24 protein-coding genes and 2 tRNA genes are annotated in these 26,490 nt (G+C 70.2%); 11 read left to right on the top strand and 15 right to left on the bottom strand.

Annotation, left to right across the window (positions count from 1 at the left end; translation table 11 throughout):
• Nucleotides 1–35: 35 nt before the first annotated feature.
• The 10 genes from EHO50_RS31055 to EHO50_RS31010 form a co-directional block, all read right to left on the bottom strand.
• Nucleotides 36–1,415 (bottom strand): bifunctional albaflavenone monooxygenase/terpene synthase, encoded by a 1,380-nt coding sequence (locus EHO50_RS31055; RefSeq protein ID WP_128434554.1) that lies wholly within the window; start codon nt 1,413–1,415, stop codon nt 36–38.
• Nucleotides 1,412–2,497, bottom strand: a complete 1,086-nt coding sequence (gene cyc1, locus EHO50_RS31050) for an epi-isozizaene synthase (RefSeq protein WP_128434553.1) — start codon at nt 2,495–2,497, stop codon at nt 1,412–1,414. Before cyc1 ends, EHO50_RS31055 begins: the two co-directional genes overlap by 4 nt.
• 290 nt (nt 2,498–2,787) lie before the next feature.
• Nucleotides 2,788–3,438, bottom strand: a complete 651-nt coding sequence (def, locus tag EHO50_RS31045) for a peptide deformylase (RefSeq protein WP_128434552.1) — start codon at nt 3,436–3,438, stop codon at nt 2,788–2,790.
• Between the two features lie 73 nt (nt 3,439–3,511).
• The gene (locus tag EHO50_RS31040) at nt 3,512–4,492 is read right to left on the bottom strand and encodes a tetratricopeptide repeat protein (RefSeq protein WP_128434551.1); all 981 of its coding nucleotides are present in this window, start codon (nt 4,490–4,492) and stop codon (nt 3,512–3,514) included.
• A 109-nt stretch (nt 4,493–4,601) separates the two neighbouring features.
• Nucleotides 4,602–5,858, bottom strand: coding sequence for an HD-GYP domain-containing protein (locus EHO50_RS31035; RefSeq protein ID WP_128434550.1), 1,257 nt, complete (start codon nt 5,856–5,858; stop codon nt 4,602–4,604).
• Nucleotides 5,855–7,168, bottom strand: coding sequence for an HD-GYP domain-containing protein (locus EHO50_RS31030; RefSeq protein WP_128434549.1), 1,314 nt, complete (start codon nt 7,166–7,168; stop codon nt 5,855–5,857). Before EHO50_RS31030 ends, EHO50_RS31035 begins: the two co-directional genes overlap by 4 nt.
• 135 nt (nt 7,169–7,303) lie before the next feature.
• Nucleotides 7,304–7,606: a mycothiol system anti-sigma-R factor gene (gene rsrA, locus EHO50_RS31025; RefSeq protein WP_128434548.1), complete on the bottom strand. Its 303-nt coding sequence runs from the start codon at nt 7,604–7,606 to the stop codon at nt 7,304–7,306.
• Nucleotides 7,603–8,298, bottom strand: coding sequence for an RNA polymerase sigma factor SigR (gene sigR / locus EHO50_RS31020; RefSeq protein WP_128434547.1), 696 nt, complete (start codon nt 8,296–8,298; stop codon nt 7,603–7,605). The genes rsrA and sigR overlap by 4 nt, the downstream gene beginning before the upstream one ends.
• A 257-nt stretch (nt 8,299–8,555) precedes the next feature.
• Nucleotides 8,556–9,185 carry an alpha/beta hydrolase family protein gene (locus EHO50_RS31015; RefSeq protein WP_128434770.1) on the bottom strand — a complete coding sequence of 210 codons (630 nt, stop codon included), beginning with the start codon at nt 9,183–9,185 and terminating at the stop codon, nt 8,556–8,558.
• Nucleotides 9,186–9,204: 19 nt separating this feature from the next.
• A complete protein-coding gene (locus EHO50_RS31010) occupies nt 9,205–10,020 on the bottom strand; it encodes an SOS response-associated peptidase (protein WP_128434546.1) in 816 nt (271 codons plus the stop codon).
• Nucleotides 10,021–10,070: 50 nt separating this feature from the next.
• Here EHO50_RS31010 and EHO50_RS31005 point away from each other — a divergent pair, with 50 nt between their 5' ends.
• The 4 genes from EHO50_RS31005 (at nt 10,071) to EHO50_RS30990 (ending at nt 13,785) form a co-directional block, all read left to right on the top strand.
• Complete coding sequence (locus EHO50_RS31005) at nt 10,071–10,793, top strand: M50 family metallopeptidase (RefSeq protein ID WP_128434545.1); 723 nt, start codon at nt 10,071–10,073, stop codon at nt 10,791–10,793.
• A gap of 136 nt (nt 10,794–10,929) precedes the next feature.
• On the top strand, nt 10,930–12,246 hold the full coding sequence (gene aroA / locus EHO50_RS31000) for a 3-phosphoshikimate 1-carboxyvinyltransferase (protein ID WP_128434544.1): 1,317 nt from the start codon (nt 10,930–10,932) through the stop codon (nt 12,244–12,246).
• Between the two features lie 12 nt (nt 12,247–12,258).
• The gene (rsgA, locus tag EHO50_RS30995) at nt 12,259–13,275 is read left to right on the top strand and encodes a ribosome small subunit-dependent GTPase A (RefSeq protein WP_128434543.1); all 1,017 of its coding nucleotides are present in this window, start codon (nt 12,259–12,261) and stop codon (nt 13,273–13,275) included.
• Nucleotides 13,276–13,461: 186 nt separating this feature from the next.
• Entirely contained in the window at nt 13,462–13,785 is a 324-nt protein-coding gene (locus EHO50_RS30990; protein ID WP_128434542.1) for a DMT family transporter, read from the top strand.
• A gap of 23 nt (nt 13,786–13,808) precedes the next feature.
• Here the strand turns inward: EHO50_RS30990 and EHO50_RS30985 are convergent, their stop codons facing one another.
• Complete coding sequence (locus EHO50_RS30985) at nt 13,809–14,420, bottom strand: TetR/AcrR family transcriptional regulator (protein WP_128434541.1); 612 nt, start codon at nt 14,418–14,420, stop codon at nt 13,809–13,811.
• A gap of 937 nt (nt 14,421–15,357) precedes the next feature.
• On the opposite strand from EHO50_RS30985, the gene hisN reads away from it, so the two are divergent.
• The 6 genes from hisN to EHO50_RS30955 all read left to right on the top strand — a co-directional run bounded on the left by hisN (nt 15,358) and on the right by EHO50_RS30955 (nt 20,277).
• Nucleotides 15,358–16,158 carry a histidinol-phosphatase gene (hisN, locus tag EHO50_RS30980; RefSeq protein ID WP_128434540.1) on the top strand — a complete coding sequence of 267 codons (801 nt, stop codon included), beginning with the start codon at nt 15,358–15,360 and terminating at the stop codon, nt 16,156–16,158.
• A 154-nt stretch (nt 16,159–16,312) separates the two neighbouring features.
• Nucleotides 16,313–16,705: a CBS domain-containing protein gene (locus tag EHO50_RS30975; protein ID WP_128434539.1), complete on the top strand. Its 393-nt coding sequence runs from the start codon at nt 16,313–16,315 to the stop codon at nt 16,703–16,705.
• Nucleotides 16,706–16,918: 213 nt separating this feature from the next.
• Nucleotides 16,919–17,335, top strand: coding sequence for a Fur family transcriptional regulator (locus EHO50_RS30970; protein ID WP_062700520.1), 417 nt, complete (start codon nt 16,919–16,921; stop codon nt 17,333–17,335).
• A 160-nt stretch (nt 17,336–17,495) separates the two neighbouring features.
• Nucleotides 17,496–18,272: an ABC transporter ATP-binding protein gene (locus EHO50_RS30965; protein ID WP_128434538.1), complete on the top strand. Its 777-nt coding sequence runs from the start codon at nt 17,496–17,498 to the stop codon at nt 18,270–18,272.
• Nucleotides 18,269–19,132: an ABC transporter permease gene (locus tag EHO50_RS30960; RefSeq protein ID WP_128434537.1), complete on the top strand. Its 864-nt coding sequence runs from the start codon at nt 18,269–18,271 to the stop codon at nt 19,130–19,132. The genes EHO50_RS30965 and EHO50_RS30960 overlap by 4 nt, the downstream gene beginning before the upstream one ends.
• On the top strand, nt 19,129–20,277 hold the full coding sequence (locus EHO50_RS30955) for an ABC transporter substrate-binding protein (protein ID WP_128434536.1): 1,149 nt from the start codon (nt 19,129–19,131) through the stop codon (nt 20,275–20,277). Before EHO50_RS30960 ends, EHO50_RS30955 begins: the two co-directional genes overlap by 4 nt.
• 72 nt (nt 20,278–20,349) lie before the next feature.
• Here EHO50_RS30955 and EHO50_RS30950 read toward each other — a convergent pair.
• The 4 genes from EHO50_RS30950 to EHO50_RS30935 form a co-directional block, all read right to left on the bottom strand.
• Nucleotides 20,350–20,423 (bottom strand) — tRNA-Met (locus tag EHO50_RS30950).
• A 76-nt stretch (nt 20,424–20,499) separates the two neighbouring features.
• On the bottom strand, nt 20,500–22,419 hold the full coding sequence (locus EHO50_RS30945) for a tetratricopeptide repeat protein (RefSeq protein ID WP_128434535.1): 1,920 nt from the start codon (nt 22,417–22,419) through the stop codon (nt 20,500–20,502).
• A gap of 228 nt (nt 22,420–22,647) precedes the next feature.
• A tRNA-Met gene (locus tag EHO50_RS30940) sits at nt 22,648–22,721 on the bottom strand.
• 57 nt (nt 22,722–22,778) lie between these two features.
• Nucleotides 22,779–25,751, bottom strand: a complete 2,973-nt coding sequence (locus EHO50_RS30935; RefSeq protein ID WP_128434769.1) for a UPF0182 family membrane protein — start codon at nt 25,749–25,751, stop codon at nt 22,779–22,781.
• Between the two features lie 164 nt (nt 25,752–25,915).
• Between EHO50_RS30935 and EHO50_RS30930 the strand changes: the two genes are divergently transcribed.
• The gene (locus EHO50_RS30930) at nt 25,916–26,458 is read left to right on the top strand and encodes a PPA1309 family protein (protein ID WP_164904988.1); all 543 of its coding nucleotides are present in this window, start codon (nt 25,916–25,918) and stop codon (nt 26,456–26,458) included.
• The last annotated feature ends 32 nt before the right edge of the window (nt 26,459–26,490 follow it).

Below are 26,490 nucleotides of genomic sequence, written 5' to 3'. Positions count from 1 at the left end.
GCACTGCGCCATCAGACGGGGCCACCCCCTTGGTGTCAGTTCCTCGGTACCGGCCTGAGCAGCAGCTTCTGCGGGCGGAGTGTGATCCCCACCCGGGTCGCGTCGTTCGAACCGGGCACCTGCTCGAAGCGGTACTTGGTGGACAGCGCCGCCGTGATCAGCGTCAGCTGCGCCATCGAGAAGTGGTCGCTCGGGCACTTGCGGTTGCCCACGCTGAACGGGCTCATGGCGTACTTCGGCACGTCCCCCACGCGTTCCGGAAGCCAGCGGTCAGGGTCGAACTCGAGGTTGTCCGCGTACGACTTCGCGTCCCGCTGGATGGCGTAGGGGCTGTAGATGATGTCGGCCCCGGCCGGAATGCGATAGCCACCGAGTGACGTATCGGTCACCGCCCGCCGCGTCAGAATCCAGACCGCTGGGCGCAAACGCATCGCCTCCACAACGACATTGTTCGTGTGCCTGAGGCTTCGGACGTCCTGGAATGCCACGGGCCGGCCGCCGGTGACGGATTCGACCTCCGCGCACACCCTGTCGGCGTGTTCCGGATGTTCCGCGAGCACATGCAGCAGCCACATGATGGTGGAGGCCACGGTTTCGCTGCCCGGGGTGACTATCGCGACGACCTGGTCGTGGATCTCCTGTTCCCCGATGGGGTCGCCATTCTCGTCCTTGGCCTCCAGCAATGCCGTGAGCAAATCGTCCGGCCTTTGACCAGTTGCCCGGCGTTCGGCGACGATCTCGTCGACCAGGAGATGCAAATCGGCCAGCGCTCGGTTGAATTCGCGGTTGGCCGGGAGAGGCAGCTTGTACAGCGGCCCGAGCGGGATGACCATCCGCCGGTACATGCCCCGGAAGACGGTGGCGAGCGCATTGCACAGCCGCTCGGCCCGCTCGTCCATGTAGTCGCCGCGCAGCAGACAGCGGGCGGCGATGCGCACGGCGATCCGGAAGGACTCGGAGGTGCAGTCGACGGTCTCGCCGGGCTGCCAGCGCTCGGTCAGGGCATGCGCCTCCTCCTCCATGATCGGCCCGTACGCGGGGATCGCGTCGAGCCGGAAGGCGGGCTGGATGGTGCGCCGCTGACGCCGGTGCCGGGGGCCGTTGGCCGTGGCCACGCCCTCCTTGCCGAGCAGGCCTTCCAGCGACTCCCACAGCGGCCCGTCGATTTTGAAGTCGGGGCTCAGCGCCAGGGCCCCGGTGAGGTCCGGCGTGGTGACGGCGTACACCGTCTTCGGTCCCAGCTTGAGCCGTACGACGTCGCCGTGGGCCCTGAGCCCGGCCATGAAGGCCAGCGGATCTCGGGCCAGCTTCCAGCCGTGGCCCAGAAGCGGAATTCCTCCGCCCGCGAGGGGCGGCTCACGCAGCTCCGAAGCCACACGGGGATGGGCTTCGGGGCGGACGGACTCGACGGTCATTTCTCACCTGCCGCTTCGTTGTTGACGTACGGGGGCGTGGACCGGTCGTCCCAGCTGTCGACCCTGTACCGGCCGGACTCGTGGTGGAACCAGTAGACCGAGCTGAACCAGTTGCGCATATTGCCGACGCACGCGCGGACGGCGGCGCCGAGTTCTTTTCCCCACACCGTGCCGTCGGACAGGGAGTCGGCAAATTCCAGAGCTTCCCGCTCGGCCACGAGGAAATCGGATATGCAGTCCTCGACGCGTTGCCTGACTTCCGTCACGGTCTCTTCCAGAGTCAGCCCCTTGTGGGTGATGAGACTGATTCCAAGATTGTGCACCTCGTCGCCCGCGATTTCCTTGGGGAATGAGCAGAGGTCGTTGTACCAGGCGGCGAATTCCTGGCTGAGCAACGCCGCCCTTCGATATGCCGGGTGTTTTCGCACACGGTCCGGCAGTTCCAGTCCGGCGCTCGGCTCGAGCAGGTCGGTCCAGATCCAGTGCGCAAAGGTGAGCCGACGCAGTTCGAGGTAGTCCTCGACCGTGGGGATGTGCCCCTCCGTACGGTTGTGGAATTCCCGGTCGTACGCCTCGATCACCGCGTGGAAGTGGCGGGCGAACCGGGTGTTCCAGGTGTGGGGCAGGAACGAGTACAGCCGCACCATGCTGTCCGCGAACCCCGCGACCAGCGGGTCCTCGTGGTGCAGATGGTCCTCGGGTGAGTCGAGCGCCGCGTGCAGGCGGAACCTCAGCCGACGCCAGGCGGCCGGACGGTGGTGGACGATGTCGCGGTCGTGCCGGTCGTCCCAGACGAAGAACCACGCGCTGTAGTCCGCGATCGCCTGGAGCACCTCGTCGGGGGCGCCCATGTAGTAGCCGGCCATGAGGTCGGTGTAGCAAAGGCCGTCGGCATATTCCTCGACCTTGTCGGCCGGCATCAGCCGCTTTTCCAGCAGCCAGGTGCGGGTCTTCTCCTGGAGTTGGGGCCAATACGGATGGAGTTGCCTGGGAAACGCTGCTTCGATCACCGGGAGAGAGAGCGATGGTGGGACCGGGACCGCCGTCGGTGTCGATGTGGTGCTGTGTGAGAAAGCATGCACGAACAAACCCCTCTCAGCCGCCAGTTGAACACGCCCCTCCCGCTGTGCCGGGCGTGCGCCGTTGCATATCCCGCACTTCCATTCAGCACCACAACTGACCGATCTGGGAACGGATTTGCTTCATTCACTACCCCACAGTGCCGAGAATCTCCCCCTATGTGACTGGTTATGGATCACAACCTGCGTGTATGGGATCGAACGTGCGACGGACATGCGAACGGCGCCCGGCCGGGAAGGGGATCCTGAACAGGCGCCGTACGCAAGGGACTTGTGGGGCTCTTGAGCAGACCTCAGTCGTTGGCGACGACGGGATAGCGGGGCTCGTTCTCGGCCATCTGCCTGAGCGCGTCCTTGCGCTCCCGCTTGGAGAGACGGTCGATGTAGAGGTACCCGTACAGGTGGTCGGTCTCGTGCTGCAAACACCGAGCGAAGTACCCGGTGCCGCGCACCTTGATCGGGTTGCCCTTCTCGTCCTGCCCGGTCACCTCGGCGTAGTCGGGGCGGGCCAGCGCGGCGTATGCCGTCGGCACGGACAGGCAGCCCTCGTTGCTGTCGTCCAGGCTGCGCCGGTCGGCGGGCAGCTCGACGAGCTTGGGGTTGCAGACCACGCCGACGTGCCGCACGCCCTGGTCGTCCTGGCAGTCGTAGACGAAGACCTTCAGGTCGACGCCGATCTGGTTGGCGGCCAGGCCCACGCCCTCGGCGGTGCGCTGCGAGGCGAACATGTCCGCCACCAGCTGGTCCAGCTCCGCGCCGAACTCGGTGACGTCCTTGCACTCCTTGTGGAGCACCGGGTTCCCGACAACCGTGATGGGCCGCGAGGTGCCACGCTCGCGGAACGCCTGCTCGCGCTCCTCGCAGTCCTCCGTGTCGATGACGAAGCCCTCGTCGTCGACGGGGAGCACGCCCGCGTGCTGCTGATCGGTGTCCTGCTGGGCCATGACAGACGTACGCCTTCCTGCACAAACAAAAGAAAAAGGGGGTGGTGATGCTGATACAGGGTACGGCGAATGCTCAGCAGACCTCTTCGAGATCCCGCCAGTCCCTGGAATCCGGACTGTCGGCAACCCACCCGTCCAGCAACCCCCGAACCAGCGCAGCCGGCGCAGCCACCCCGCACTCCCGCTCCGGCACCCACAGCTGCCCGTCCGTGCGATGGCCGAGCGGCCCGGGATGACCCGGTTCGCTGTGGTCGTGCGGGTCGAGGTGCTCCCCGTCACCCTCGTCCGACGGCATCCGCGACTCGGAGCACATCCGGCACAGCAGCCGCACCGACGACGACCAGTCCTCCGCGGCGAATCCGGCGTCGGCCGCGAGCTGCTCCAGGGCGTCCCGGTCGGCCTCGGTGGCGGCCTCCAGGAGGACCACCCAGGTGGGGACCGGCGAGGGCGCCCACAGCTCGATCTCGTCGAAGACGGGGTAGGCGTGCCCGGCGGACGTGGTCCGCTCGCCGTGCGGCACCCCGTCGTGCAGCACGACCTCGCCCCAGCGCCGCCCGGAGGACGGCAGCGGGATCGACAGCACCTCGATACGCGCGGGGTCGAGCCGCCGCCCCCACACGACCTCGGCCTCCCCTTCGGGGGACAGCCGTACGGCCGCGCTGCCCAGCTCCATCCCGACCGGCTCACCGGAGTCGGTCGCCCCGCCGGGCACCCGCAGTCCGTACGCCTGCCAGGCCCGCCGGGCCAGCGGCCAGTCCTGCAGGGCGGTGGCCGCGATGCCGACGTTCCACCAGTCCGGCGCGCCGGTCTCCCGGTCGAGCAGCGCCACGGCACGCAGCCCGGCGGCCCGGGCCTGCTCCCAGTCGTGCCGGAACTTGTGCAGCAGGGCGAGGTTGAACCAGGACTCCGAAAGCCAGGGCTCCAGATCGGCGGCACGTGTCAGCAACGCGCCCGCGTCGTCGTACCGACCGTCGCCGATCAACGTGAACGCACGGTCGGTGGCCTGCCGCCAGGAGGCGGAGGGCCGGTGCCGTCCCTTGCCGAAGATCCTCACGATTCCCGCCTGCCAGTTCCGTGGAGTGGGCTGGCTAGTGCTCGCCCCCGGACACCCTCTCATTCGCATCCAACCACGTACGGCTGGAAGGGCGCTCATTACCCATGGGTTACCCCGCCACAGGCCATGTCAGACAGTCTCTGGACAGCACCCGTGCGAGCGAACCCACCACCTCGGGCGCGTAGTCCCCGGCGGTGCCCAGCCGCAGCTCCTCCAGGGCCTTCAGCGGCCCGCCGGGACCTGCGTCCCGCGCCTTCTCCTCGTAGGCGTTCACGGCCCGCACGATCCGCGCGGCGACCGGCTGCTCCGGGCAGGGGTCGGCCAGCCGCTCCACGACCATCGCCACCTGCGGAGGCACCCCGGTCTGCCGTACGACGGCCCCGCCGAGCAGCGCGATCCGGCGCTGTTCCTCGACGGGCAGCTCGGCGGTGGCCCCGGCCGGCACCGGGTCGACCAGGCTCAGCTGCCCGATGTCGTGCATGAGCGCCGCGTACTCCAGCACGGTGAGCTCCGCCTCGGACAGGCCCAGGTCCCGCCCGACCTCCCGGCTGAGCGCGGCCACCCGCCGGGCGTGGCCGGCCGGCGTGTACCCGGCGATCTCGGTGGCCCGGGCGAGGGAGGCGATGGTCTGCCGGTAGGTGGTCCGCACGGCGGCGTAGCGGCGCAGGGACATCTGGGTGAGCAGGAGGGGGAGCGAGAAGAGGGGCAGCGCCCACAGCCCGACCACGGCGACGGCGAGCGCCATCACCGCGCCCGTCGCGCAGACGGCCGACCCGATCCCGAGCGTCGCCCGCAACTCGTCCCGCAGCAGCGGCCCGAACGGCCACCGGGTGCGGGAGTGGGCCAGCGCGGCGGCGAGCAGGGCGTCGCACAGGGCGGTGAGGACGAGGACGGCGAGCAGGAGCAGGGCGTAGCCGGGGCCCCAGCCCTGGAAGGTGCCCTGGTTGTACAGCGGTTGGAAGCAGACGGCGGCGAAGCCGACGGTGAGCACGCGCCGGGCGAGGTGGTCGAGCACGGGGCGCCCGCGCGCGATGTGCGGCACGCTGCCGAGAAGCGATGCGGCGAGGACGACGGCGCCGACCTGCAGCACCCCGTGGTGGGTGGGGTGCCCGCCGTCCTCGCCCAGCAGGGCGTACGACAGTGCCGCGGCGGCGCCGAGCGGGGCGGCCTCCCTGCCCTCCGCGCCGGTCCACCGGGTGAGCTCGCCGACGGTGACGAGGACGCCGAAGGCGAGGGCGATGCCGCGTTCGTCGAGCCCGTGCCAAAGGGTGCCGAGGAGGGAGCCTGCGGCGAGGAGGGCCGCCGAGGTGTGGACGACGGTGAGGAGGAGGGGCGGTGTCCCGGTGGTACAGGGGGCGGCGCTCATCGGTGCGCTCCGGGGACGCCCGCGGCCGGCGGACGGGCAGGGGCCGTACACGCTTCGTCGGCGGTCACGGCGGGATGCCACCCGTACCGGTCCACGGCTCGGGCGAGGGCGGTCACCATCCGGGGGTCGAACTGCGAGCCCGCGCACTTCTCCAGCTCCCGCAGGGCGACGGACACGGGCCGGGCCCGCGAGTAGGACCGGGTCGACGTCATCGCGTCGAACGCGTCCGCGACCGCCACCACCCGCGCCGACTCCGGGATCTGGCCCCCCATCAGCCCGTACGGGTACCCGGTTCCGTCCAGCCGCTCATGGTGATGCAGCACGGCCGCCCGGGCCTCGCCGAGGAAGGAGATCCCGCGGACCATCTCGTGCCCGTACTCGGGATGCAGCTCGATCACCTGCCGCTCCTCGGGTGTGAGCGGCCCGTTCTTGCGCAGCAGCCGGGTCGGCACCCCAAGCTTTCCCACGTCGTGCAGGATCCCGGCGAACCGCAGCACCTCCACACGCTCGTCGGCCAGTCCCAGCTCACGCGCGATCATCATCGAGGCCTGCCCGACCCGCTCGCTGTGGCCGCGGGTGTAGCCGTCCTTGATGTCGACGGCCTGGACCAGCGCCCGAATGGTCGCCTGATGAGCCGCGCGCTCGCGGTGGTACTGGGCGAACACCCACCACGACACGCACATCGGCAGCAGCACGAGCAGCGCGGCGACGGAGCCGTACGGACTGCGCCACAGCACGGCCATCATCAGCCCGGCCAGACCGTGTACGGCGATGGGCGCGAGCGACCGCAGGAACAGTCCCCGCCAGGCGCGACGGCCCGGCACGCGCTCGGAGAGTTTCAGGATGCCGCCGTCCAGCGCGGTCAGGACCAGACAGAACGTCAGCACAGCGGCACCGGCGGGCGCGAGCGCGTAGGGGAAGTCGGACGCCACGACGGTGTCCCGCCCGCCGAGCGCCCCGTGCACCCGGGCGGCCGCCCACACCGCGACCACGAGCTGGGACGCCCGCCACACCCGCCGCAGCAGGCGCGGCCGCCCGCCGACCGGGGCGATCAGCGCCCCCGGCACCGCCACCAGCGCGGCGGCGGGCGGCGACAGCAGAAAGGCCCCGGCGAGCAGCACGGGATAGAAGGTGCCCACGAACCGCCGACGGGCGGCGATCTGCTCACCTGCGGCATACAGCGCGGCGAGCAGGGCGACCGCCCACCAGGACGTAGGCGTCGCCGTCGCGAGCAACGGAAGCAGGCAGGCGAGGGCGCACAGCGCCACACAGGCGACGTACACGCGCGCCCGTGCCGGTGTCGCCTCCATCTTCGACGCCCCTCCCCAACCATGACCTGCTCAGCTCAACGGGAGAGCCTAGGTCGGTGAGAGGGGCGGCTGCGGGGTTGTCACGCGCCGATTAGCACATTCGGGTGACGGCAGCCCGTTCCCGGGACAGGAGGTTCAGGACTCCTGCGGCGTCGCGGTCACGTCGTGCTCGGGCACCGCCTGCCCGGAGCGGATCAGATCGAGCCGCCCCAGGACCTTGGCACGCAGGTCGGTCGGCACGTCGTCATGGCCGCAGCAGCGCTTGACCAGCTTCTTCACGGCCTCTTCCAGGCCGTACTTCTCCAGGCACGGCGAGCACTCCGTGAAATGCTGCTTGAACTTGTCGCGGTCGACGTCCGGCATCTCACTGTCGAGGAACTCGTAGAGATGATCGAGTACCTCACTGCAGTCCGTCTCGTGCGGCTCTCCGCAGCTCATGAGCCCGAACCTTTCACTTCGTTCGACTCTCCGGCGCCGGCCGGGACCAGCCCGCGCTCGCGCGCGTAGTCCTCGAGCATGCCGCGCAGTTGACGGCGGCCCCGGTGCAGCCGGGACATCACCGTACCGATGGGTGTCCCCATGATGTCCGCGATCTCCTTGTACGCAAAGCCTTCGACGTCGGCGAGGTACACGGCGATGCGGAATTCCTCGGGGATCGCCTGGAGCGCTTCCTTCACGTCCGAGTCGGGCAGGTGGTCGAGCGCCTGCGACTCCGCGGAGCGCAAGCCCGTCGACATGTGCGACTCGGCGCGGGCGAGCTGCCAGTCCTCGATCTCCTCCGCCGCCGAACGCTGCGGCTCACGCTGCTTCTTGCGGTAGGAGTTGATGAAGGTGTTGGTGAGGATCCGGTACAGCCACGCCTTGAGGTTGGTGCCCTCGCGGAACTGGTGGAAGGACGCGTACGCCTTGGCGTACGTCTCCTGCACCAGGTCCTCGGCGTCGGCCGGGTTGCGCGTCATGCGCAGGGCGGCCGAGTACATCTGGTCGAGGAATTCGAGCGCGTCCCGCTCGAAGCGCGCGCTGCGCTCGGCGGTCGACTCCGTGGACGTGCCCACGCTCGTGCCCAGGCCCTCGGGCTGCTCCGCCTGGCCGTTGTCGGTCCCTGCGTCGGTACCGGGAACCGGACCCACCTCCTCAAGATTGCGGGCAGGGCCGAAGCCGGTCCCGCCTGAATCGGAGGATAGACGACCTGCCGTACCTGCCGCCGCTCGAATAGGAGCGGTCTTGGCCGCGTGCAGCACCGTCCAGTCCAGGTCAGCACGGCTGCCGGCGGTCGGGCAGAAGGTCGAACCCATGCGGCGGACTTCCTCTCCTACGACGTCTGCGCTGCTCGTTCAGCACCGCTGTCCGCCACAACAGAGGCCGGGCTCACGACATTCCCGAAGCTTTACCCGAGTGACCCGACCCACTTCACCACCGCGTCCGTGACGATCGCCACGGCCTCGTCCTGATCGAGGGGCGCCCTCTTGGGTACGGCGAACCCGTGATCGCCGTACGCCACCTCGACCAGCTCGAAGTCGCCGTCCGGGAACTCCTCCGGCTTCCCGAACGGATCGTTGCCGCCCTGTACGACGAGGGTGGGCACCCCCGCCCCGAGCAGCTCGTCGGCGCGGGACTTCTCGGGCTTGCCCGGCGGGTGGAGGGGGAAGCTCAGGGCGAGCACGGCGTGGGCGCCGAGTTCGACGGCCGTACGGCAGGCGACCCGGGCCCCGGCGCTGCGCCCGCCGGAGATCACGGGCAGCCCGGGCGCGGCGAGCGCGGGCCAGATGCCTCGCCAGCCGACGTCGAGGGTCTTCGGGGCGGGCGCCACCTTCTTGCCGGCCACCCTCCAGGGCTGCTCCACGCGGGCGACGCTCACCCCGTGGGCCGGCAGCACCTGGGCGAGCGCCCTCAGGTCCCGCGCCTCGATGCCGCCTCCGGCGCCGTGGCTCACGGCCAGGACCAGCCGCGCCTTCCTCGCCGGGTGCCAGGTGATGCGGGCGTCCCCCGCGTCCGTGGCAATGATCTCGGTCGTCACATCAGACTCGGTCGTCACGTCAGAAGAGTGTGCCCTCTTCGGGGCCTTCCAGCTCCTTCAGCAGCTCCGGGCCGTTGTTGCGGACGTTGCTGACCAGCGTGGAGACGGGGTAGGCGCGCATCAGTCCGGTGGGCGGCGCCTCGAGCAGGGTCCGCAGCTCCTCGGGGTCGGTGCGGGACGGGTCGAGCCAGGCGTCCCACCGCTCCGGCGTCAGCATCAGCGGCATGCGGGGGTGGATGTCGGCCAGCGCGTTCGGGCCCTCGGCGGGCGCCACCGCCAGCGGGGTCGTCTCCGCCTCCGTCGTGATGACGGAACAGGTCACCCACCAGGCCTGGGGATGCTCGTCGGGCAGCGTCCGGTCCCGCCAGAACTCGTACAGCCCCGCCATCGCGAACACGGACCCGTCGGCGGGCAGCACGAAGTACGGCTGCTTGCGCGGCCGTTTCCGCTTCCCCTCGACCTCCAGGTCCCGCTCCTGCGCGCCGGTGACCCACTCGTAGTAGCCGTCGGCGGGGATGATGCAGCGCCGGGAGGTGAAGGCCCGCCGGTACGACGGCTTCTCGTGCACGGTCTCCGCGCGCGCGTTGATCATTTTGAAGGCGGTCTCGGGGGTCTTGGACCAGCTGGGCACCAGCCCCCACTTCAGCTTCCGCAGCTGTCGAACCGGCCGGGGATCCGGGGCGTCTTTCAAGGGACGGTCGAGGACGACGTGGACCTCCTTGGTGGGTGCCACGTTGTAGTCCGGCTCCAGGGTCTCCTCGGGCTCCCACTTCTCGATCTCAAAGATTCCTGCGAGATCCTCGGGCCTACGACTCGCTGCATACCGTCCGCACATACGTGCCACACTGCCAGATTCCATCCGACCACAGGGAGCCATCGCCTTACATGGACAGCACCGCATCCGCCTCGCTCGCCTCCCTGTGGGGCGAGGTCTCCGGTACTCAGTCGGACCCCGATCTGTGGGTGGTGATCGCCACTCTGGTCGTCGCGCTCGGCTTCGTCGTCCCGCACGTCCTGTGGCGCATCTCGCGCAACGCCATCACCATCGCCCACGAAGGCGGCCACGGTCTGGTCGCGCTGCTGACCGGCCGGACCCTGACCGGCATACGCCTGCACTCCGACACCAGTGGCCTCACCGTCAGCCGCGGCAAGCCGCACGGCCTCGGCATGATCCTCACCGCGGCCGCGGGCTACACGGCTCCCCCACTGCTGGGCCTGGGCGGCGCCGCGCTGCTGGCCTCCGGCCGGATCACGCTCCTGCTGTGGCTGGCGACGGCCCTGCTGGTGGCGATGCTGGTGATGATCCGCAACGCGTACGGCGCGCTGACGGTGTTCGTGGCAGGCGGCACGTTCGTGCTGGTGAGCTGGTTGACGGGCCCGCAGGTGCAGGCGGCGTTCGCATATGCGGTGGTGTGGTTCCTGCTGCTGGGCGGCGTACGACCGGCGTTCGAGCTGCAGGCGAAGAGGGCGCGGGGAGGTGCGGGGGACTCGGACGCGGACCAGCTGTCGCGGCTTACGCATGTGCCGGCGGGGCTGTGGTTGTTCCTGTTCCACGCGGTGAGTCTGTGTTCCTTGATAGGCGGGGGCAGGTGGCTTCTGGAGGTGTGATGGAGCCCCGAAGGGGCGCATCACAGGGGCGCGGGGCTGTATTGATATGCGGCTCCGCCACGTGGGCGCGACCAGCCACAACGGACCCGTAGACGACAGACGGCCGGCCCAACGCCCTCCTTATAGAGTGGGGCCCATGGCCCCGAACGACGCACACACCGCCCTCTGGCCCGCCCCGCACGCGAGCGCAGCCGTCGACGCGACGGTCCACGTGCCCGGGTCCAAGTCGGTCACCAACCGTGCTCTCGTCCTCGCCGCCCTGGCGAGCGAGCCCGGCTGGCTGCGCCGCCCCCTGCGCTCCCGCGACACCCTGCTGATGGCCGGCGCGCTGCGGGCGATGGGCGTCGGTATCGAGGAGGGCGTGGGCCCCGAGGGCACCGGCGAGGCGTGGCGCGTGCTCCCGGCGGGCCTGCGCGGCCCGGCCACGGTCGACGTCGGCAACGCCGGCACGGTGATGCGCTTCCTGCCGCCGGTCGCGGCGCTGGCCGACGGCCCCATCCGCTTCGACGGCGACCCGAGGTCGTACGAGCGCCCGCTGCACGGCGTGATCGACGCCCTGCGCGTGCTCGGCGCCCGGATCGACGACGACGGCCGGGGCGCGCTGCCCCTGACGGTGCACGGCGGGGGTGCGCTGGAGGGCGGCCCGGTGGAGATCGACGCTTCGTCGTCGTCCCAGTTCGTGTCGGCGCTGCTGCTCTCCGGACCGCGCTTCAACCAGGGCGTCGAGGTCCGCCACATCGGCTCCTCCCTCCCCTCCATGCCGCACATCCGCATGACCGTCGACATGCTGCGCTCGGTCGGTGCGCAGGTGGACACCCCGGAGTCGGGCGGCGAGCCGAACGTCTGGCGGGTCACGCCGGGCGCCCTGCTCGGCCGCGACCTCACCATCGAGCCGGACCTGTCCAACGCCCAGCCGTTCCTGGCGGCGGCGCTGGTCACCGGCGGCAAGGTACTCATCCCGGACTGGCCGGCCCGGACCACCCAGCCCGGTGACCGGCTGCGCGAGATCTTCACCGAGATGGGCGGTTCCTGCGAACTCACCGAGTACGGGCTCGTGTTCACCGGTTCGGGTGCGATCCACGGTATCGACGTGGACCTGAGCGAGGTCGGCGAGCTGACCCCCGGCATCGCGGCGGTCGCGGCCCTCGCCGACTCTCCCTCCACCCTGCGCGGGGTCGCACATCTGCGGCTGCACGAGACCGACCGCCTTGCCGCGCTGACCAAGGAGATCAACGAACTCGGCGGTGATGTCATCGAGACCGCCGACGGCCTGCACATCAGCCCGCGCCGACTGCACGGCGGCGTCTTCCACACCTACGACGACCACCGCATGGCGACGGCCGGCGCGATCATCGGCCTCGCGGTCGAGGGCGTACGGATCGAGAACGTGGCGACGACGGCGAAGACCCTGCCGGACTTCCCCGAGCTGTGGACCGGGATGCTCGGGGCGTAGGGACTTAACGCCATGCGCCGCTACGGCAAGCACACCGACGAGGACGACATCCGCTCCCGCCCGGGCCGTCGGAACACCCGACCCCGTACGAACATCCGACCCAAGCACGAGGACGCCGCCGAGGGCATGGTCCTCACCGTCGACCGTGGTCGTCTGACCTGCCTCGTCGAGGGCCGGGTCGTGATGGCGATGAAGGCCCGCGAGCTCGGCCGCAAGGCGGCGGTGGTCGGTGACCGGGTGGCGCTGGTCGGCGACATGTCCGGCAAGAAGGACACCCTCGCGCGGATCGTGCGGATCGAGGAGCGGACGTCGGTGCTCCGGCGGACGGCCGACGACGACGATCCGTACGAGCGCGTGGTGGTGGCCAACGCCGACCAGCTCGCCATCGTCACCGCCCTCGCCGACCCCGAGCCGCGGCCCCGGCTGATCGACCGCTGTCTGGTGGCGGCGTTCGACGGGGGGCTGGAACCGCTGCTGGTGATGACGAAGTCGGACCTGGCGCCGCCGGACAAACTCCTGGAGCTCTACGGGGCGTTGGACATCCCGTATGTCGTCACCAGCCGTGAGGAGCTGGAGAACGGGGGCGCCGCGGACCGGGTGCTGGAGCAACTGGACGGCAGGGTCACGGCGTTCGTCGGACACTCGGGTGTGGGCAAGACGACGCTGGTGAACGCGCTGGTGCCGGAGGAACAGCGGCGTTCGACCGGTCATGTGAACGCGGTGACGGGTCGGGGGCGGCACACGACGACGTCGGCGCTGGCGCTGCCGCTGTCAGGGCGCGTGGCGGACGGCTGGGTGATCGACACCCCCGGGGTCCGCTCCTTCGGCCTGGCGCATGTCGACCCTTCCCGGGTGATCCATGCGTTTCCCGACCTGGCGCAGGGAACCGAAGGCTGCCCGCGTGCGTGCAGTCATGACGAACCGGACTGCGCACTGGACGACTGGGTGGCGGAGGGTCACGCCGATCAGGCGCGGCTGTACTCGCTGCGGCGGCTGCTGGCTTCGCGGGAACGCACGGAGGGCGACTGAGAAGGGTGACCGGGGCCGCCGAGGAAGGCGACTGAGGCCACCGGGGAAGGCGGCTGACCTCCGCGTTGTTTGTCTCCCTGTAGGGCTGGTAAGGGCATAATCGCACCGAGCCGGATCCAAGCCTGACCAAAGTCTGACGAATCTGACGAAGCGGTCACCCAACGTGGGGATACGGGAGGACAGCACATGGCGTGGCTGCTGGTGATCGTGGCGGGGATGCTCGAGACCGGCTTCGCCGTCTGCCTGAAGCTGTCGCACGGCTTCTCCCGACTCTGGCCGACCGTCGCCTTCTGCATCTTCGCCCTCGGCAGTTTCGGACTGCTGACGCTTTCGCTGAAGAAGCTGGACGTGGGGCCCGCGTATGCGGTGTGGACGGGGATCGGGGCTGCGGGCACGGCGATCTACGGGATGATCTTCCTCGGGGACGTCGTGTCGACGTTGAAGCTGGTGTCGATCAGTCTGGTGATCGTGGGCGTCATCGGCTTGCAGTTGTCGGGCTCGGCGCACTGATCGACGCGGGCCTCCTCCGGAGGTCAGCCGGTCAACTGGCGGTAGAGCGCGCTGCGTACGAGGTCGGCCACGCCGCCTTCGCCGGGTGGCGCGGCGACGCAGGACAGGGCCAGCCTGACGACGAGTTCGCAGGAACGGGCGAGGTCGGGGGTGTCGGACTTGTTGATGCCGGGCCCGGACAGGACCGAGACGGCCCGGTCGCGGACGATGGCCACGAAGTCGCCGGGGGAGGGCAGGGGGCCGTCGGCGCGCCGCTGTGCCGGTACGGCGGAGGAGGACGGGACGGCCGACAGGGTCGGTGAGGGCAGTCGCTCGCTCCAGCAGCCGGTGAGCATGGCGCGGACGAGGGCGTTGTCGCGGGCGAGTGTGGCGGTCCACTCCGCGGTGGCGGTGAGGCGCTCGCGGGCGTCGCTGTGGGTGGCGAGGGCGCGGTCGACGCCGGCGAGGTACCCGTCCGCTTCCCTCCGCACCAGCGCACGCGCAAGCCCTTCCTTGCTGCCGAACTCGTTGTACAGCGTCTGCCGGGACACTCCGGCCGCCGCGGCCACGTCCACCATCCGCACGGCAGACCACGACCGGCGCGCCAGCGCCGTGTAAGCGGCGTCCAGCAGGGATTCCCGCGCTGCAGGCATCATCGCCTCCCTGGGCGAGCGGCTCTGCGCCCAGATTTGACGCGCACAGAGGCACTGTCAAGGGTTCGCGAGGGCACGCGGGGGCGCCATTCGTCCGCGGCGCGCGGGCCTCCGGCGGTCGAGCCGGGGATGCCTGCGGCGGCCTGTGCGGGTGGGACGGGGGTTCGGACAACCCGACCCGCCAGCCGCAGCGCGCAACCGGGCCCGCCCAGCCGCCCCGCGCAACCGGGCCCGCCCCAGCCGCGCCGTGCAGCCGGGCCCGCCCCAGCCGCGGCGCGCAACCCCCTCCACCCCAGCCGCAGCAGTGAGCCGGACGGCGGCGCCCATCCCGGTGCACCCCAGCCGCAGCGCGCAACCCATCCGCCCCAGCCACGGCGCGCAACCCGTGCCGCCCTCAACCGCAGCGCGCAACCCCGTCCGCCCCAGCCACAGCGCACACCCCCGTCCACCCCAGCCACAGCACACACCCCCGCCCGCCCCAGCCACAGCACGCAACCCGTCCACCCCAGCCACGGCGCGCAACCCGTCCACCCCATCCACGGCGCGCAGCCCGTGCCACCCCCAACCGCAGCACGCAACCCCGTCCACCCCAGCCCCAGCGCACAGCCCGTCCGCCCCAGCCACGGCGCGCAACCCATGCCGCCCCCAGCCGCGGGCAGTCGTGCCGCTGGGGCGGCACGGGTGGGCGCGGGCGGCACCCCGCCAGCGCCGGGCCACGCGACCCACCCCCGCCCAGCCACAACGCCGGGCAACCCACCAAGCGACCGCACCTCTGACTCACCCCAGCCGACGCAGTCACCCCGCGCGCCCCACCCCCGCCCAGCCCTCCCCCACGCCCGGCACCCCACAAAGCCAACCGCACCTCCAACTCGGCCCAGCCGCCCAGCCGACGCAGTCACCCGGTAGCCCCAGCCCGACCACGACAGATACGGTTCGTCCCATGCCGGACTACCTCGACGATCTCCGCCTCGCCCACGTCCTCGCGGACGCCGCCGACGCCGCCACCATGGACCGCTTCAAGGCGCTCGACCTCAAGGTCGAGACAAAGCCGGACATGACGCCGGTGAGCGAGGCCGACAAGGCCGCCGAGGAGCTGATCCGCGGGCAGCTGCAGCGGGCCCGGCCCAGAGACGCGATCCTCGGCGAGGAGTACGGCATCGAGGGCACCGGCCCCCGCCGCTGGGTGATCGACCCGATCGACGGCACCAAGAACTACGTACGCGGCGTCCCGGTCTGGGCCACCCTCATCGCCCTGATGGAAGCGGGCGAGACCGGATTCCAGCCGGTCGTGGGCGTCGTCTCCGCCCCCGCGCTCGGCCGCCGCTGGTGGGCCGCCAAGGGGCACGGCGCCTTCAGCGGCCGCAGCCTCTCCTCCGCGACCCGTCTGCAGGTTTCCCGCGTCTCGAAGCTGACGGACGCCTCGTTCGCGTACTCCTCGCTCAGCGGCTGGGAGGACCAGGGTCGGCTGGGCGGCTTCCTCGACCTGACCCGCGAGGTGTGGCGCACGCGCGCGTACGGCGACTTCTGGCCCTACATGATGGTCGCCGAGGGGTCGGTGGACCTCTGCGCCGAGCCCGAGCTGTCACTGTGGGACATGGCCGCCACCGCGATCGTCGTCACCGAGGCCGGCGGCACCTTCACCGGCCTCGACGGCCGCCCGGGCCCGCACAGCGGCAACGCAGCCGCCTCGAACGGCCTCCTGCACGACGAGTTCCTCGGGTATCTCAACCAGCGCTACTGACGCGCCCGTCGCGCCCCGTACCAGCCGCACGCGCCCCCTTGTTGACCCGCGCTTTACCTGCAACCCTGAGAGTCCCCCCACTTGTGAATTTGTGAAAACACGAACAAAGCCGCAACCGCAGCGGCGGGGGGCACACCAGGAGGTGGCTCCATCCATGCTCGTACGTGACGCCATGAGCACCGTGGTCCTCACCATCGGCCCCACCCACACCCTTCGCCAGGCCGCCGCACTGATGTCCGCTCGTCGGGTCGGCGCGGCCGTGGTCCACGACCCCGACGCGGGCGGTATCGGCATCCTCACCGAACGCGACATCCTCAACTCCGTCGGCCTCGGACAGAACCCGGACAGCGAACGCACCCACGACCACACCACCAACGACGTCGTGTTCGCCGCCCCGTCGTGGACCCTGGAGGAGGCGGCCCGCGCCATGGCGCACGGCGGCTTCCGCCATCTGATCGTCCTGGACCACGGCGAGCCGGTCGGCATCGTCTCGGTCCGCGACATCATCCGCTGCTGGGCACCCGTACGACAGCACGTACCCGCCTAGCTAGGAACCCGCCAGGGAAACGACACGCACGCAAAAGGGCCGGGCCCCCTCAGGAGCCCGGCCCGTCCGATTTTTCTCGTCGTCCGACATCAGCGGCAGAGGTTGCCCGCCTGGACCGCACGCCGGAACGTACACTGGACTTTGTCTAAGTCAAGTGAAGCTCCAAAGTCACACCCATTCGGAACCTGGTCTCCCTGCTGTTAAGGTGTCTCCATGAGTGACCTTCTGGAACGGCTGCGCGGACGCGGATGGCGGATGACCGCGCAGCGGCGCGTCGTGGCCGAGGTCCTCGCCGGTGATCACGTCCACCTGACGGCCGACGAGGTGCACGCGCGGGCTGTCGCCAAGCTGCCCGAGATCTCCCGGGCGACCGTCTACAACACGCTGGGCGAGCTGGTCACCCTCGGCGAGGTGCTCGAGGTCTCCACCGACAAGCGCGCGAAGCGGTACGACCCGAACGCCCACCGGCCCCACCACCACCTGGTCTGCGCCCAGTGCGGCTCGATCCGGGACGTCCACCCGACGGGCAACCCGATGGCCGACCTCCCCGACTCCGAGCGCTTCGGCTTCACGGTCTCGGACGTCGAGGTGACGTACCGCGGCATCTGCCCGAACTGCGCGAAGGCCTGAGGCCCTCCACGCCCTGAACTCGCCACACCCCTGAGCCCCGGCACCGGTGAGTGCCGGGGCTTTGTGCTGCCTGCGTGCGGACGGGGTTCCCGAATCTGACGGACCGTCATATGGTCAACGGCACCCACACGTCCGTTCCGCACTCCGCAAGGAGACCGAAGTGGGAGAGCCGCATTCGCCGTATCCCAAACTCAAGGCCCATGACCTCACCCGCACCTTCGGCCGAACCCCCCACAGGCTCGACGCCCTCGGCCCCCTCGATCTGACCGTCGCGCCAGGCGAGTTCGTCTGTGTCGTCGGCCCCTCCGGCTGCGGCAAGTCCACCCTCTTGCGCATCGCCGCGGGCCTGCTCCGCCCGAGCACGGGCACGCTGGAGATCCGCACATCCAGCACACGCCCCGCGGCCATGATCTTCCAGGACTACGGCATCTACGACTGGAAGACCGTCCGCGCCAACGTCCGCTTCGGCCTGGACATCCAACGCGTCCCCCGCCGCGAGGCGAACGCCCGCGCCGACGACTGGCTGGTCCGGATGGGCCTGTCGGACTTCGCGGACGCCTACCCGGCCGCCCTCTCCGGCGGCATGCGCCAGCGTGTGGCGATCGCCCGGGCGCTGGCCGTGCAGCCCGAACTCCTGCTGATGGACGAGCCGTTCGCGGCGCTCGACGCCCAGCTCCGCACGATCCTCCAGGACGAACTCCTGGACATCACCCAGTCGCTGAGGACGACCACGCTCTTCATCACGCACAGCCTGGAGGAGGCGATCGTCCTCGGCGACCGCGTGCTGGTGATGTCCGCCCGCCCGGGCCGGATCATCGCCGAGCACCGTCCGCCCTTCCCGCGCCCGCGCACCGGCGACATCCGCGCCACACCCGAGTTCACGGCACTGAAGAGCGAGCTGTGGGACCTGCTGCGGAAGGAGGCGGTACCGGCATGACGACAGTCACCGAGCCCCCCGCCGAGTCGGTGCTGGTCCGCCGCCCCGGCCCGCAGGAGCTCCACCCCGCCCGCACCCACCGCCGCAGGCGCGCCCTGGAGCTGTCGCTGGCGCTGGCCGTACCCCTCTTCCTGACCCTCCTGTGGCAACTGGCCGCGTCCCAGGCCTGGATCGACGCCCGCGTCTACCCGGCCCCGTCCACGATCCTCGCCGACGGCTGGGACCGGGCCGCGGCCGGCGACCTGTGGCCGGACGTGTGGGCGACGCTGAAGCGCGTCCTGGCGGGCTACGCGGCGGGCACGGCGGCGGGGTACGCCCTGGGCCTCCTGATGGGTTCCCTCTCCCTGGTCCGAGCGGCCCTGGAACCGCTCCTGGACGCGCTGTACGTCGTACCGAAACTGGCCCTGCTGCCGATCTTCCTGAACATGTTCGGCCTGGGCGAAGGCCCGCAGGTGGCGCTGGTGGCGGCGACGGTGTTCTTCTTCGTCTGGATCTCCACCATGTCCGCGGTCATGTCCATCCCCTCCGGCCACCGTGACGCGGGCCAGGTCTTCGGCGCCTCACGGTGGCAGATGTTCCGCCACGTCCTGCTCCCGGCGTCGTTGCCGTCGGTCCTGGTGGGCGCGCGCATCGCGGCGGGCGTGGCGGTCCTGGTCATCGTCGCGTCGGAGCAGATCGCCGCGACGAACGGCCTGGGCCATCTGATCTTCGACTCGCGCGCGCTGTTCCAGAACGACGTGATGTTCGTCGGCATCGTCTGCGTCGCGGTCCTTGGGGTGCTCTTCTCCGAACTGATCCGCTTCGCCGGCCGCCTGCTCACCCCATGGGCACCGAGGGACCGAGGAAGGGGCCAGGCATGAGCAGGAGGGCCCGCGCATACGCCGTAGTCCTCGCCGCAGGAGCAACACTGCTGGCGTCGGCGGCCTGCTCATCGCCGCCCGAGTCGGACTCCTCGTCGAAGACAGCCGCAGGACAACGCACCGTTCGCCCGGTCGAGGGCTGCGGCGCCAAGGCCTGGACGGACCCGAAGGACCTCTCCCCGAACCGGACTCCGGCCCGCTGCCTCCCTGGAGCCCCTCCCCCACAGCCCTTGTCCGAGCCCCGCGAGCTGACGATCGCGACGGGAACGCTGAGCGCCGAGTACGTGGCGCCGCTGCAAGTCGCCCTCGACAAGGGTGAGTTCAAGAAGGAGGGCCTGGACGTCGAGCTGAAGGTCCTCCCGACCCCGGACGCGCTGCCCCTGCTGGCCAAGGGGGACATCGACGCCCTGTGGGCGGCCCCGGAGGCGGCGGTCATGAACGGCGTCAAGGGCGGCTTCGACATCAAGTGGGTCGCGGGGAACTTCTCACCCGACCCGAAGTCGAAGAGCGGCCTGTGGGTGCGCCTGAAGGAGGGCGAGAGCGCGAGCCGGGTCGCCATGGCGGGCCGCAAGCTGGGCACGATGATCGGCAAGGGCTCGGTCATCGCGTACCCCATGGAGAAGGCACTGGAGCAGCACGGCGGCGGCCTGGCCGAGATCCGGTACCAGCAACTCGGCTCGGCCGACGTCCTCACCGCCCTGCAGAACGGCGGCGTCGACTCGGCGTGGCTCCTGGATCCGGTGTGGCGCAAGGTGGCCGGCCAGCAGGGGTACGCCTTCCTGGGCGGCCAGCCGCAGGGCGAACCGCTGGGCGGCATGCTCTACGGCCGCACGCTGCTCCAGGACGACGTGGACGCGGGCGTGGCACTCCTCAGGGCCTATATCCGCACGGTGAATACGTACTTCGCATCGGACTACAAGCAGGATGCGAGCTTCGTCACATACCTGGCCAAACTCCTGAATTCGGAGGAGTCCATCCTCAAATCCACCCCGCCCTTGCGCATGGACTGGGAAATCCGCTCCGGCACGACGAACCGCCTGCAGTCGGCTTACGAGTCCCAGGGCGTGGCGGAGGGAAGCCCCCTACCGGAGTCGCGGACGGTGAACCGCTCGCTGTACGGGGAGGCGGTGGGCCACGCGCCCTGATGCCTCCGGTAAATACACCCGTAAATACACCTAGGGCCGGAATCCTTACGGATTCCGGCCCTAGGTTTTCAGTAGCGGGGACAGGATTTGAACCTGCGACCTCTGGGTTATGAGCCCAGCGAGCTACCGAGCTGCTCCACCCCGCGTCGGTGAACTGAACATTACGTCAACGACACAGGCAGAGGCAAATCGCTTATTCGCCGCCCAGGCCCCAGCGCGGTGTCACGCCGAAAGCTCCTCCCGCAGAGCGTCCCGCAACCGAGCCGCCCGCTTCGCAACCTCGGTCGGTCCCAGGCTCACCGCCCGGTCAGCCCACCGCTGCCCCTCCGCCAGTTCTCCGCGACGCGCGTAGACCAGAGCCAGCCGCAACGCCGACCGCCCGTGCCCGGCGTCAGCCGCCCGAGTCCACCACATGGCGGCCTCCGGCTCACTCCCCTCCCGGGCGAGCAGGAGTCCCAAATTGAACGCCCCGTTCCGCGAGCCTGCCTCGGCAGCCTCCCGGTACCACCGGGCCGCCTCGACCACGTCCCCCCGGGCAGCGGCGAGCATCCCCACCCGCACCTGCGCCCGCCGATGCCCCTGGGAAGCCGCCCGCTCGTACCACTCCTCGCACTCGGTCTTCTCGTGCGCCGGCTCCCCGAGCTCATGCGCGGGCTCCGGCGGCCGCCGAGCGTCCAGCACGGTCGCCAGCCGGTACGCGGCCTCCGCACTGCCGGCCCCGGCCGCGCACCGCAGATGCCGCTCCGCCGCGAGCTCGTCCCCGTCCCGCAGCCGTGCGATGCCGACCTGCAGCGCCGCCTCCGTGTGCCCGGCGGCAGCGGCACGCTCGTACCAGCGCAGCGCGGCGCGCTCCTCGCCCCGCCCCGCGTGCAGGATGCCCAGGTTGAACGCGGCGTCCACGCTCCCCGCCTCCGCGGCCTTGGAGAACCACGGCTCGGCACCCGTCGCATCGCCGCCCTGCAGCAGCAGGATCGCCAGTGCGTTCGCCGCCTCACGGTGCCCGGCGTATGCCGCCCGCCGGTACCACTGCTCGGCCTGCGCGATACGCCCCTGCTCGGCGCAGAGCAGCCCGAGGTTGTACGCCCCGTTCACATCGCCGGCGTCCATCGCGGCCCGGTACCACCGCTCGGCGGTCTGCGTCTCCCCGCGCTCGGCGTGCAGCGCGCCCAGCGCGTTGGCCGCGTTGCCGTCGCCGTCCTGCGCGGCCCGCAGCCACCACACCGCCGCGCTCTCGGTGTCGCCGGCGTCCCGCAGCAGGAACCCGAGCGCACAGGCGGCACGCGCCTCGCCGTCCTTGGCCGAGGTCAGGTACCAGCGCCCGGCCTCCTTCAGATCCCCGCGCTTCTCGAGGATCGCCCCGAGGTGCAGCGCGGCCCTGCGGTGCCCGCGCGCGGCGGCCTGCCGGTACCACTGCTCGGCCTCGTCCAGCAGCGGCTCGCGCGGCGCGACACCGTTGTCGGCTCCGTCCTCGCCCGTACGCCCCGCCTGTCGGTCGAGCGCACGGGCCAGCCGGTACGCCGCCTCCCGGTGCCCGCGCTCGGCCGCGGCCCGCATCCACTGCTCGGCCGCGCCGTCGCTGCGGTGCTCCAGCAGATCGGCGAGCGCGTACGCGCCCAGCGCGTGTCCCTGCTCGGCGGACTGCCGCAGCCAGTACTCGGCGGCGGGCTCGTCGCCCCGCTCACGGTGATGGCGTCCCAGCGCGTGCGCGGCCGCGGCCGACCCCGCGACGGCGGCGATCCGCCACCATCCGGCGGCCTCGTCGGCGTATCCGCGCTGGTGAAGGAGGACTCCCAGGTTGTTGGCGGCGGCCCGGTCCCCGGCGGCGGTGGCGGCCCGCAGATGAGGCTCGGCCCCGTCGAGATCGCCGCGGCGCAGCAGCATGGCGCCGAGCACGCTCATCGCCTCGGCGTCGCCGGCGTCGGCTGCGAGCCGCTGCCGCGCCTCCTCGACGGCGTCCCCTGCCTCGTCCCGGTCGGTCGGCCGGTCGAAGGCGAAGTCGCCCTCCGGCTGGTCAAGGTCACCCACCGGAAGCGAGGCGCTGTCCGTCGGCTGCGCGAAATCGCCCGTCGGCTGCACAAAGTCGGCAGGCTGCACAAACCGCCCTGTCTCCAACAGAGTTGCCTTGTCCCCCATAACGTCCATCGTCGCACCACCTGCAACCTGGGTACACCTGGTATACCGCAGCCATTGAGGTCACTTCAGCGTTTTGTCGACATGCCCACAGAGAGACAAGTCAAACACAGTTCTCCCAACTCCCCACGGCGGCGCGACCGCCCCACACCCCGGCACATGCGTTCGCACACCACGAAGGCCCGGATCCCTTGGAGGATCCGGGCCTTCGCTGTCGTACGAAATGTTCGCCGACTTCAGTAGCGGGGACAGGATTTGAACCTGCGACCTCTGGGTTATGAGCCCAGCGAGCTACCGAGCTGCTCCACCCCGCGCCGTTGTGATGCAACCGTACCACGGCGCGGGGTGGGCTATTCGATCAGCCGTCGAGCCTACGAGCTGGTCGGACTGCTGGACGGGCTCGGACTCGACCTCGGACTCGGGCTCGAACTCGGGCTCGCGCTGCTGCCGCCGCCGGCACCGCCGCCGGTCTTGTCGGCCTGAGCCTGCGCGTCCTCGGCCCGCTGCAGCGCCTCCTCGAGGTCCTCCTGCGCCTTGCCGTACGCCTCCCAGTCGCCCTTCTTCAGAGCTTCCTGGCCGGCCTCGAAGGCCTTCTGGGCGTCGTTGAGCGCGTCTTGGACCGTCGGGTTGGTGGATGTCGGCGGAGGTGTCGTACCGCCGCCGTCCTCATCGCCCTCGTCCGGTGGCTCGGTGGTCGGGCCCTCCGCTCCGAAGACCCTGTTCAGGGCCTCGCCGAGCGTGTCCTCGAAGGCGGTGGTGCCGCCGTAGGACACCAACACCTTCCGCAGCAGCGGGTACTTGAGTCCGCCACCGCGTACATAGACCGGCTCCACATAGAGCAGTCCGCCGTCGAGCGGGACCGCCAGCAGGTTGCCGTACTCGACCTCCGAGTCGCCGCCTCTCAGCAGCCTGATGGTCTCGGCGATGTTCTGTTCGGAGTTGAACTGGCTCTGGACCTGACTGGGGCCGTTGACCGTGGTGTTGGTCGGCAGTTTCAGGATTCTGATCTTGCCGTAGTCGCTGGTGCCCGCCTCGGCGTCGACGGCCATGAACGCGCTGAGGTTGTCCCGGCCGTTCGGTGTGAGCGTCGTCGTCAGTGAGAACGCCTGCGCCTGCTGGTCGGGCATCTTCATGCTCAGGTAGTACGGCGGCACCGCGCTGCCCGACTTGTTGGTCGGGTCGTCCGGCACCTGCCAGACCTCGCTGCCGCTGAGGAACGTCGTGGCGTCCTTCACGTGGTAACGGGTGAGCAGCTCGCGCTGGACCTTGAACAGGTCCTGCGGGTACCGCAGATGGGCCATCAGATCCTTGGAGATCTTGCTCTTGGGCTCCACCGTGTCCGGGAAGGCCTTCATCCAGGTCTTCAGGACCGGGTCCTGGGTGTCCCACTGGTAGAGCTTGACCTCGCCGGTGTAGGCGTCGACGGTCGCCTTCACCGAGTTGCGGATGTAGTTGACCTGGTTCTGCTGGGCCACGACGGCCCGCTGGTTGTTGCTCGCGGTCAGCGAGTCGGCCGTCGTGTCACCCAGGGTCGTACGCGAGGAGTACGGGTATCCGTTGGTCGTCGTGTACGCGTCGACGATCCACTGGATGCGGTGGTTCACCACCGCCGGGTAGGCGTCACCGTCGATGGTCAGCCACGGGGCCACCGCCTCGACGCGCTCCTTGGGCGTGCGGTTGTACAGGATGCGCGAACCGTCGCCGATCGCACCGGAGTACAGGATCTGCGGCTCGCCGAACGCCACCGCGTACGCGGCACGATTGACCGGGTTGGAGAGACTGACCCCGCTGTCGGCCTTGTAGCTGTAGGTCTTCTCACCACTGTCGTCGGAGTAGTCGATCTCCTTCTGGGGACCGCCGACGATGGAGTACATGCTGGTCTTCTCGCCGTAGTAGACCCGCTGCTCGTACGTCCCGAGGTCGCCCTTGGACGGCAGGTCGGACTCGGTGAAGTCCGGTCGGCCCTGGGAGTCGGCGTTGGTGCCCTCGGCGGCGACCACACCGTAGCCGTGGGTGTAGCGGAAGTGGTCGTTGATCCAGTTGCGCTTCGGAATGCCGTTGAGGTTGATCTCACGCAGACCGATGACCGTGTCCTGGTCCTTGCCGTCCTTGGTGTACCGGTCGACGTCCAGGTTGGTCGGGAACGCGTAGTAGTTCCTGATCTGCTGGAGCTGCTGGAACGTCGGCGAGACGATGTTCGGGTCCAAGATCCGGATGCTCGCCGCGTCGTCCACGTCGTCGCGCAGCTTGGTCTTGTCCTCGGTCGTGCTCGTGCCCGGGTACTCGGTGACCTGCGCGCCGTCGATGCCGTACGCCTCGCGCGTCGCCTTGAGGTTCTTGTCGACGTACGGCGCTTCCTTGGCCTGCTCGTTGGGCTGGACCTGGAACTTCTGGACGATCGCCGGGTACAGGCCGCCGATGAGGATCGCCGAGAGGACCATCAGGCCGAAGCCGATGACGGGCAGCTGCCAGGTGCGCCGCCACAGGGTGGCGAAGAACAGCAGCGCGCAGATGACGGCGATGCAGAACAGGATCGTCTTGGCCGGCAGATAGGCGTTGGCGTCGACGTACCTCAGGCCGGTCCAGTTGTCGGTGGCCTTGAAGTCGCTGGACTTCACCGCGAGTCCGTACCGGTCGAGCCAGTACGCGACCGCCTTGAGGGCGACGAAGATGCCGATGAGGACCGACAGATGGCCGGTGGCCGCGGCCGTGGCGCGCGCGCCCGGGCTGGTGATGCGCAGCCCGCCGTACAGGTAGTGGGTGAGCGCGGCGGCGATCACGGAGAGGATCGCGGCGGCGAAGCCGAAGCCGAGCAGGAACCGGTACCAGGGCAGGTCGAAGGCGTAGAAGCCGACGTCGAGGTGGAACTGCGGGTCCTTCTGGCCGAAGGGCACGCCGTTGACCCACATCAGCCAGGTGCGCCACTGGCTGGAGGCGGAGGCGCCGGCGATCAGGCCGACCAGGGCGGTGATCGCCAGCAGCAGCCACTTCTTGTACGGCGCGATGCCCATGCGGTAGCGGTCGAGGCTCTGCTGCTCCATCGACATGGCGCTCAGCGGCGGGCGCAGCCGGTGCGCCAGCCAGATGTTGAAGCCGACCGCGAGGGCCATCAGCAGACCGAAGACGAAGAAGAGTCCGATCTTGGTCCACAGCGTGGTGGTGAACACCGAGGAGTAGTGCACCGACCGGTACCAGAGCCAGTCCGTCCAGAAGCCCGCGAACATGGTGAACGCCATGCCGAGGACGGCGAGGACGCCCAGTGTCATGAGCAGCGTCCGGACACGCCGGGACGGGCGGCCCACTCTGATCCGTGGCCCGGTCGGGCCTCCGCCGCGGTCCGGCATCTGGAAAGCCAAGGTTCGCACCCCGAGGTTCGCTGTTGGTCCGTCAGGCCCGCGTCTTCGTGAGCCCTACGTGGCCCCCCGTGATCGTGGGCCCACACCTATGCAACTTACTCACCGTTTACTCAGTTCCCGATTCAGCCCAGGAACGAGGCAGGATTGTGACCATGTCCAACACTCCCATGGCGGCGAGCCCGCTCACCCGGGCCGTTCTCGAGATCGACGAGTACGCCTCCGGCCTCGGCTGGGACCAGCCCGCCCGCCTCTTCGCCCTCGTAGACACCGCACGGCTGCGGGCCCAGGAACCCGGCCTCGCCGCCCAGCTCGGCCTGGGGGACGAGCAGGAGTCCTCCGGCCTGACCCCGATCGAGCAGGACGAACTTCCAACGGGCAAGGCGCTCGACGAGTTCCTCGGCACGATCGCCTGGCCCGACGCGGTGGTCGGCTGTGCGCTCACCGTCGAGCGCCTGATGCTGCCCCCGTCCGCCGAGGCCCAGGTTCCGCAGGGCCTGAGCGAGGCCAAGCTCACGAAGTGGGTGGCCGACCACCCCGACCGTCAGGAGGTCCGCATGACGGTCGCGGTCCTGCGCGACGGCGCCCGCGAGTCGGCACTGCGCCTGCGCGAGAAGGACACCCCGACGGAGGTCCTCACCGGCCCGGACCTGATCCCGGGTCTGGCGGAGGCGCTGGCGGCGACGTTCGCGGACTGAGGTCTTCCGGTACGGCGACGAGGACTTGAACG

This window comes from Streptomyces cyaneus, from assembly GCF_004028635.1.
Lineage (GTDB): Bacteria > Actinomycetota > Actinomycetes > Streptomycetales > Streptomycetaceae > Streptomyces > Streptomyces cyaneus.
This window is presented reverse-complemented; position numbering and strand designations above follow the sequence as displayed.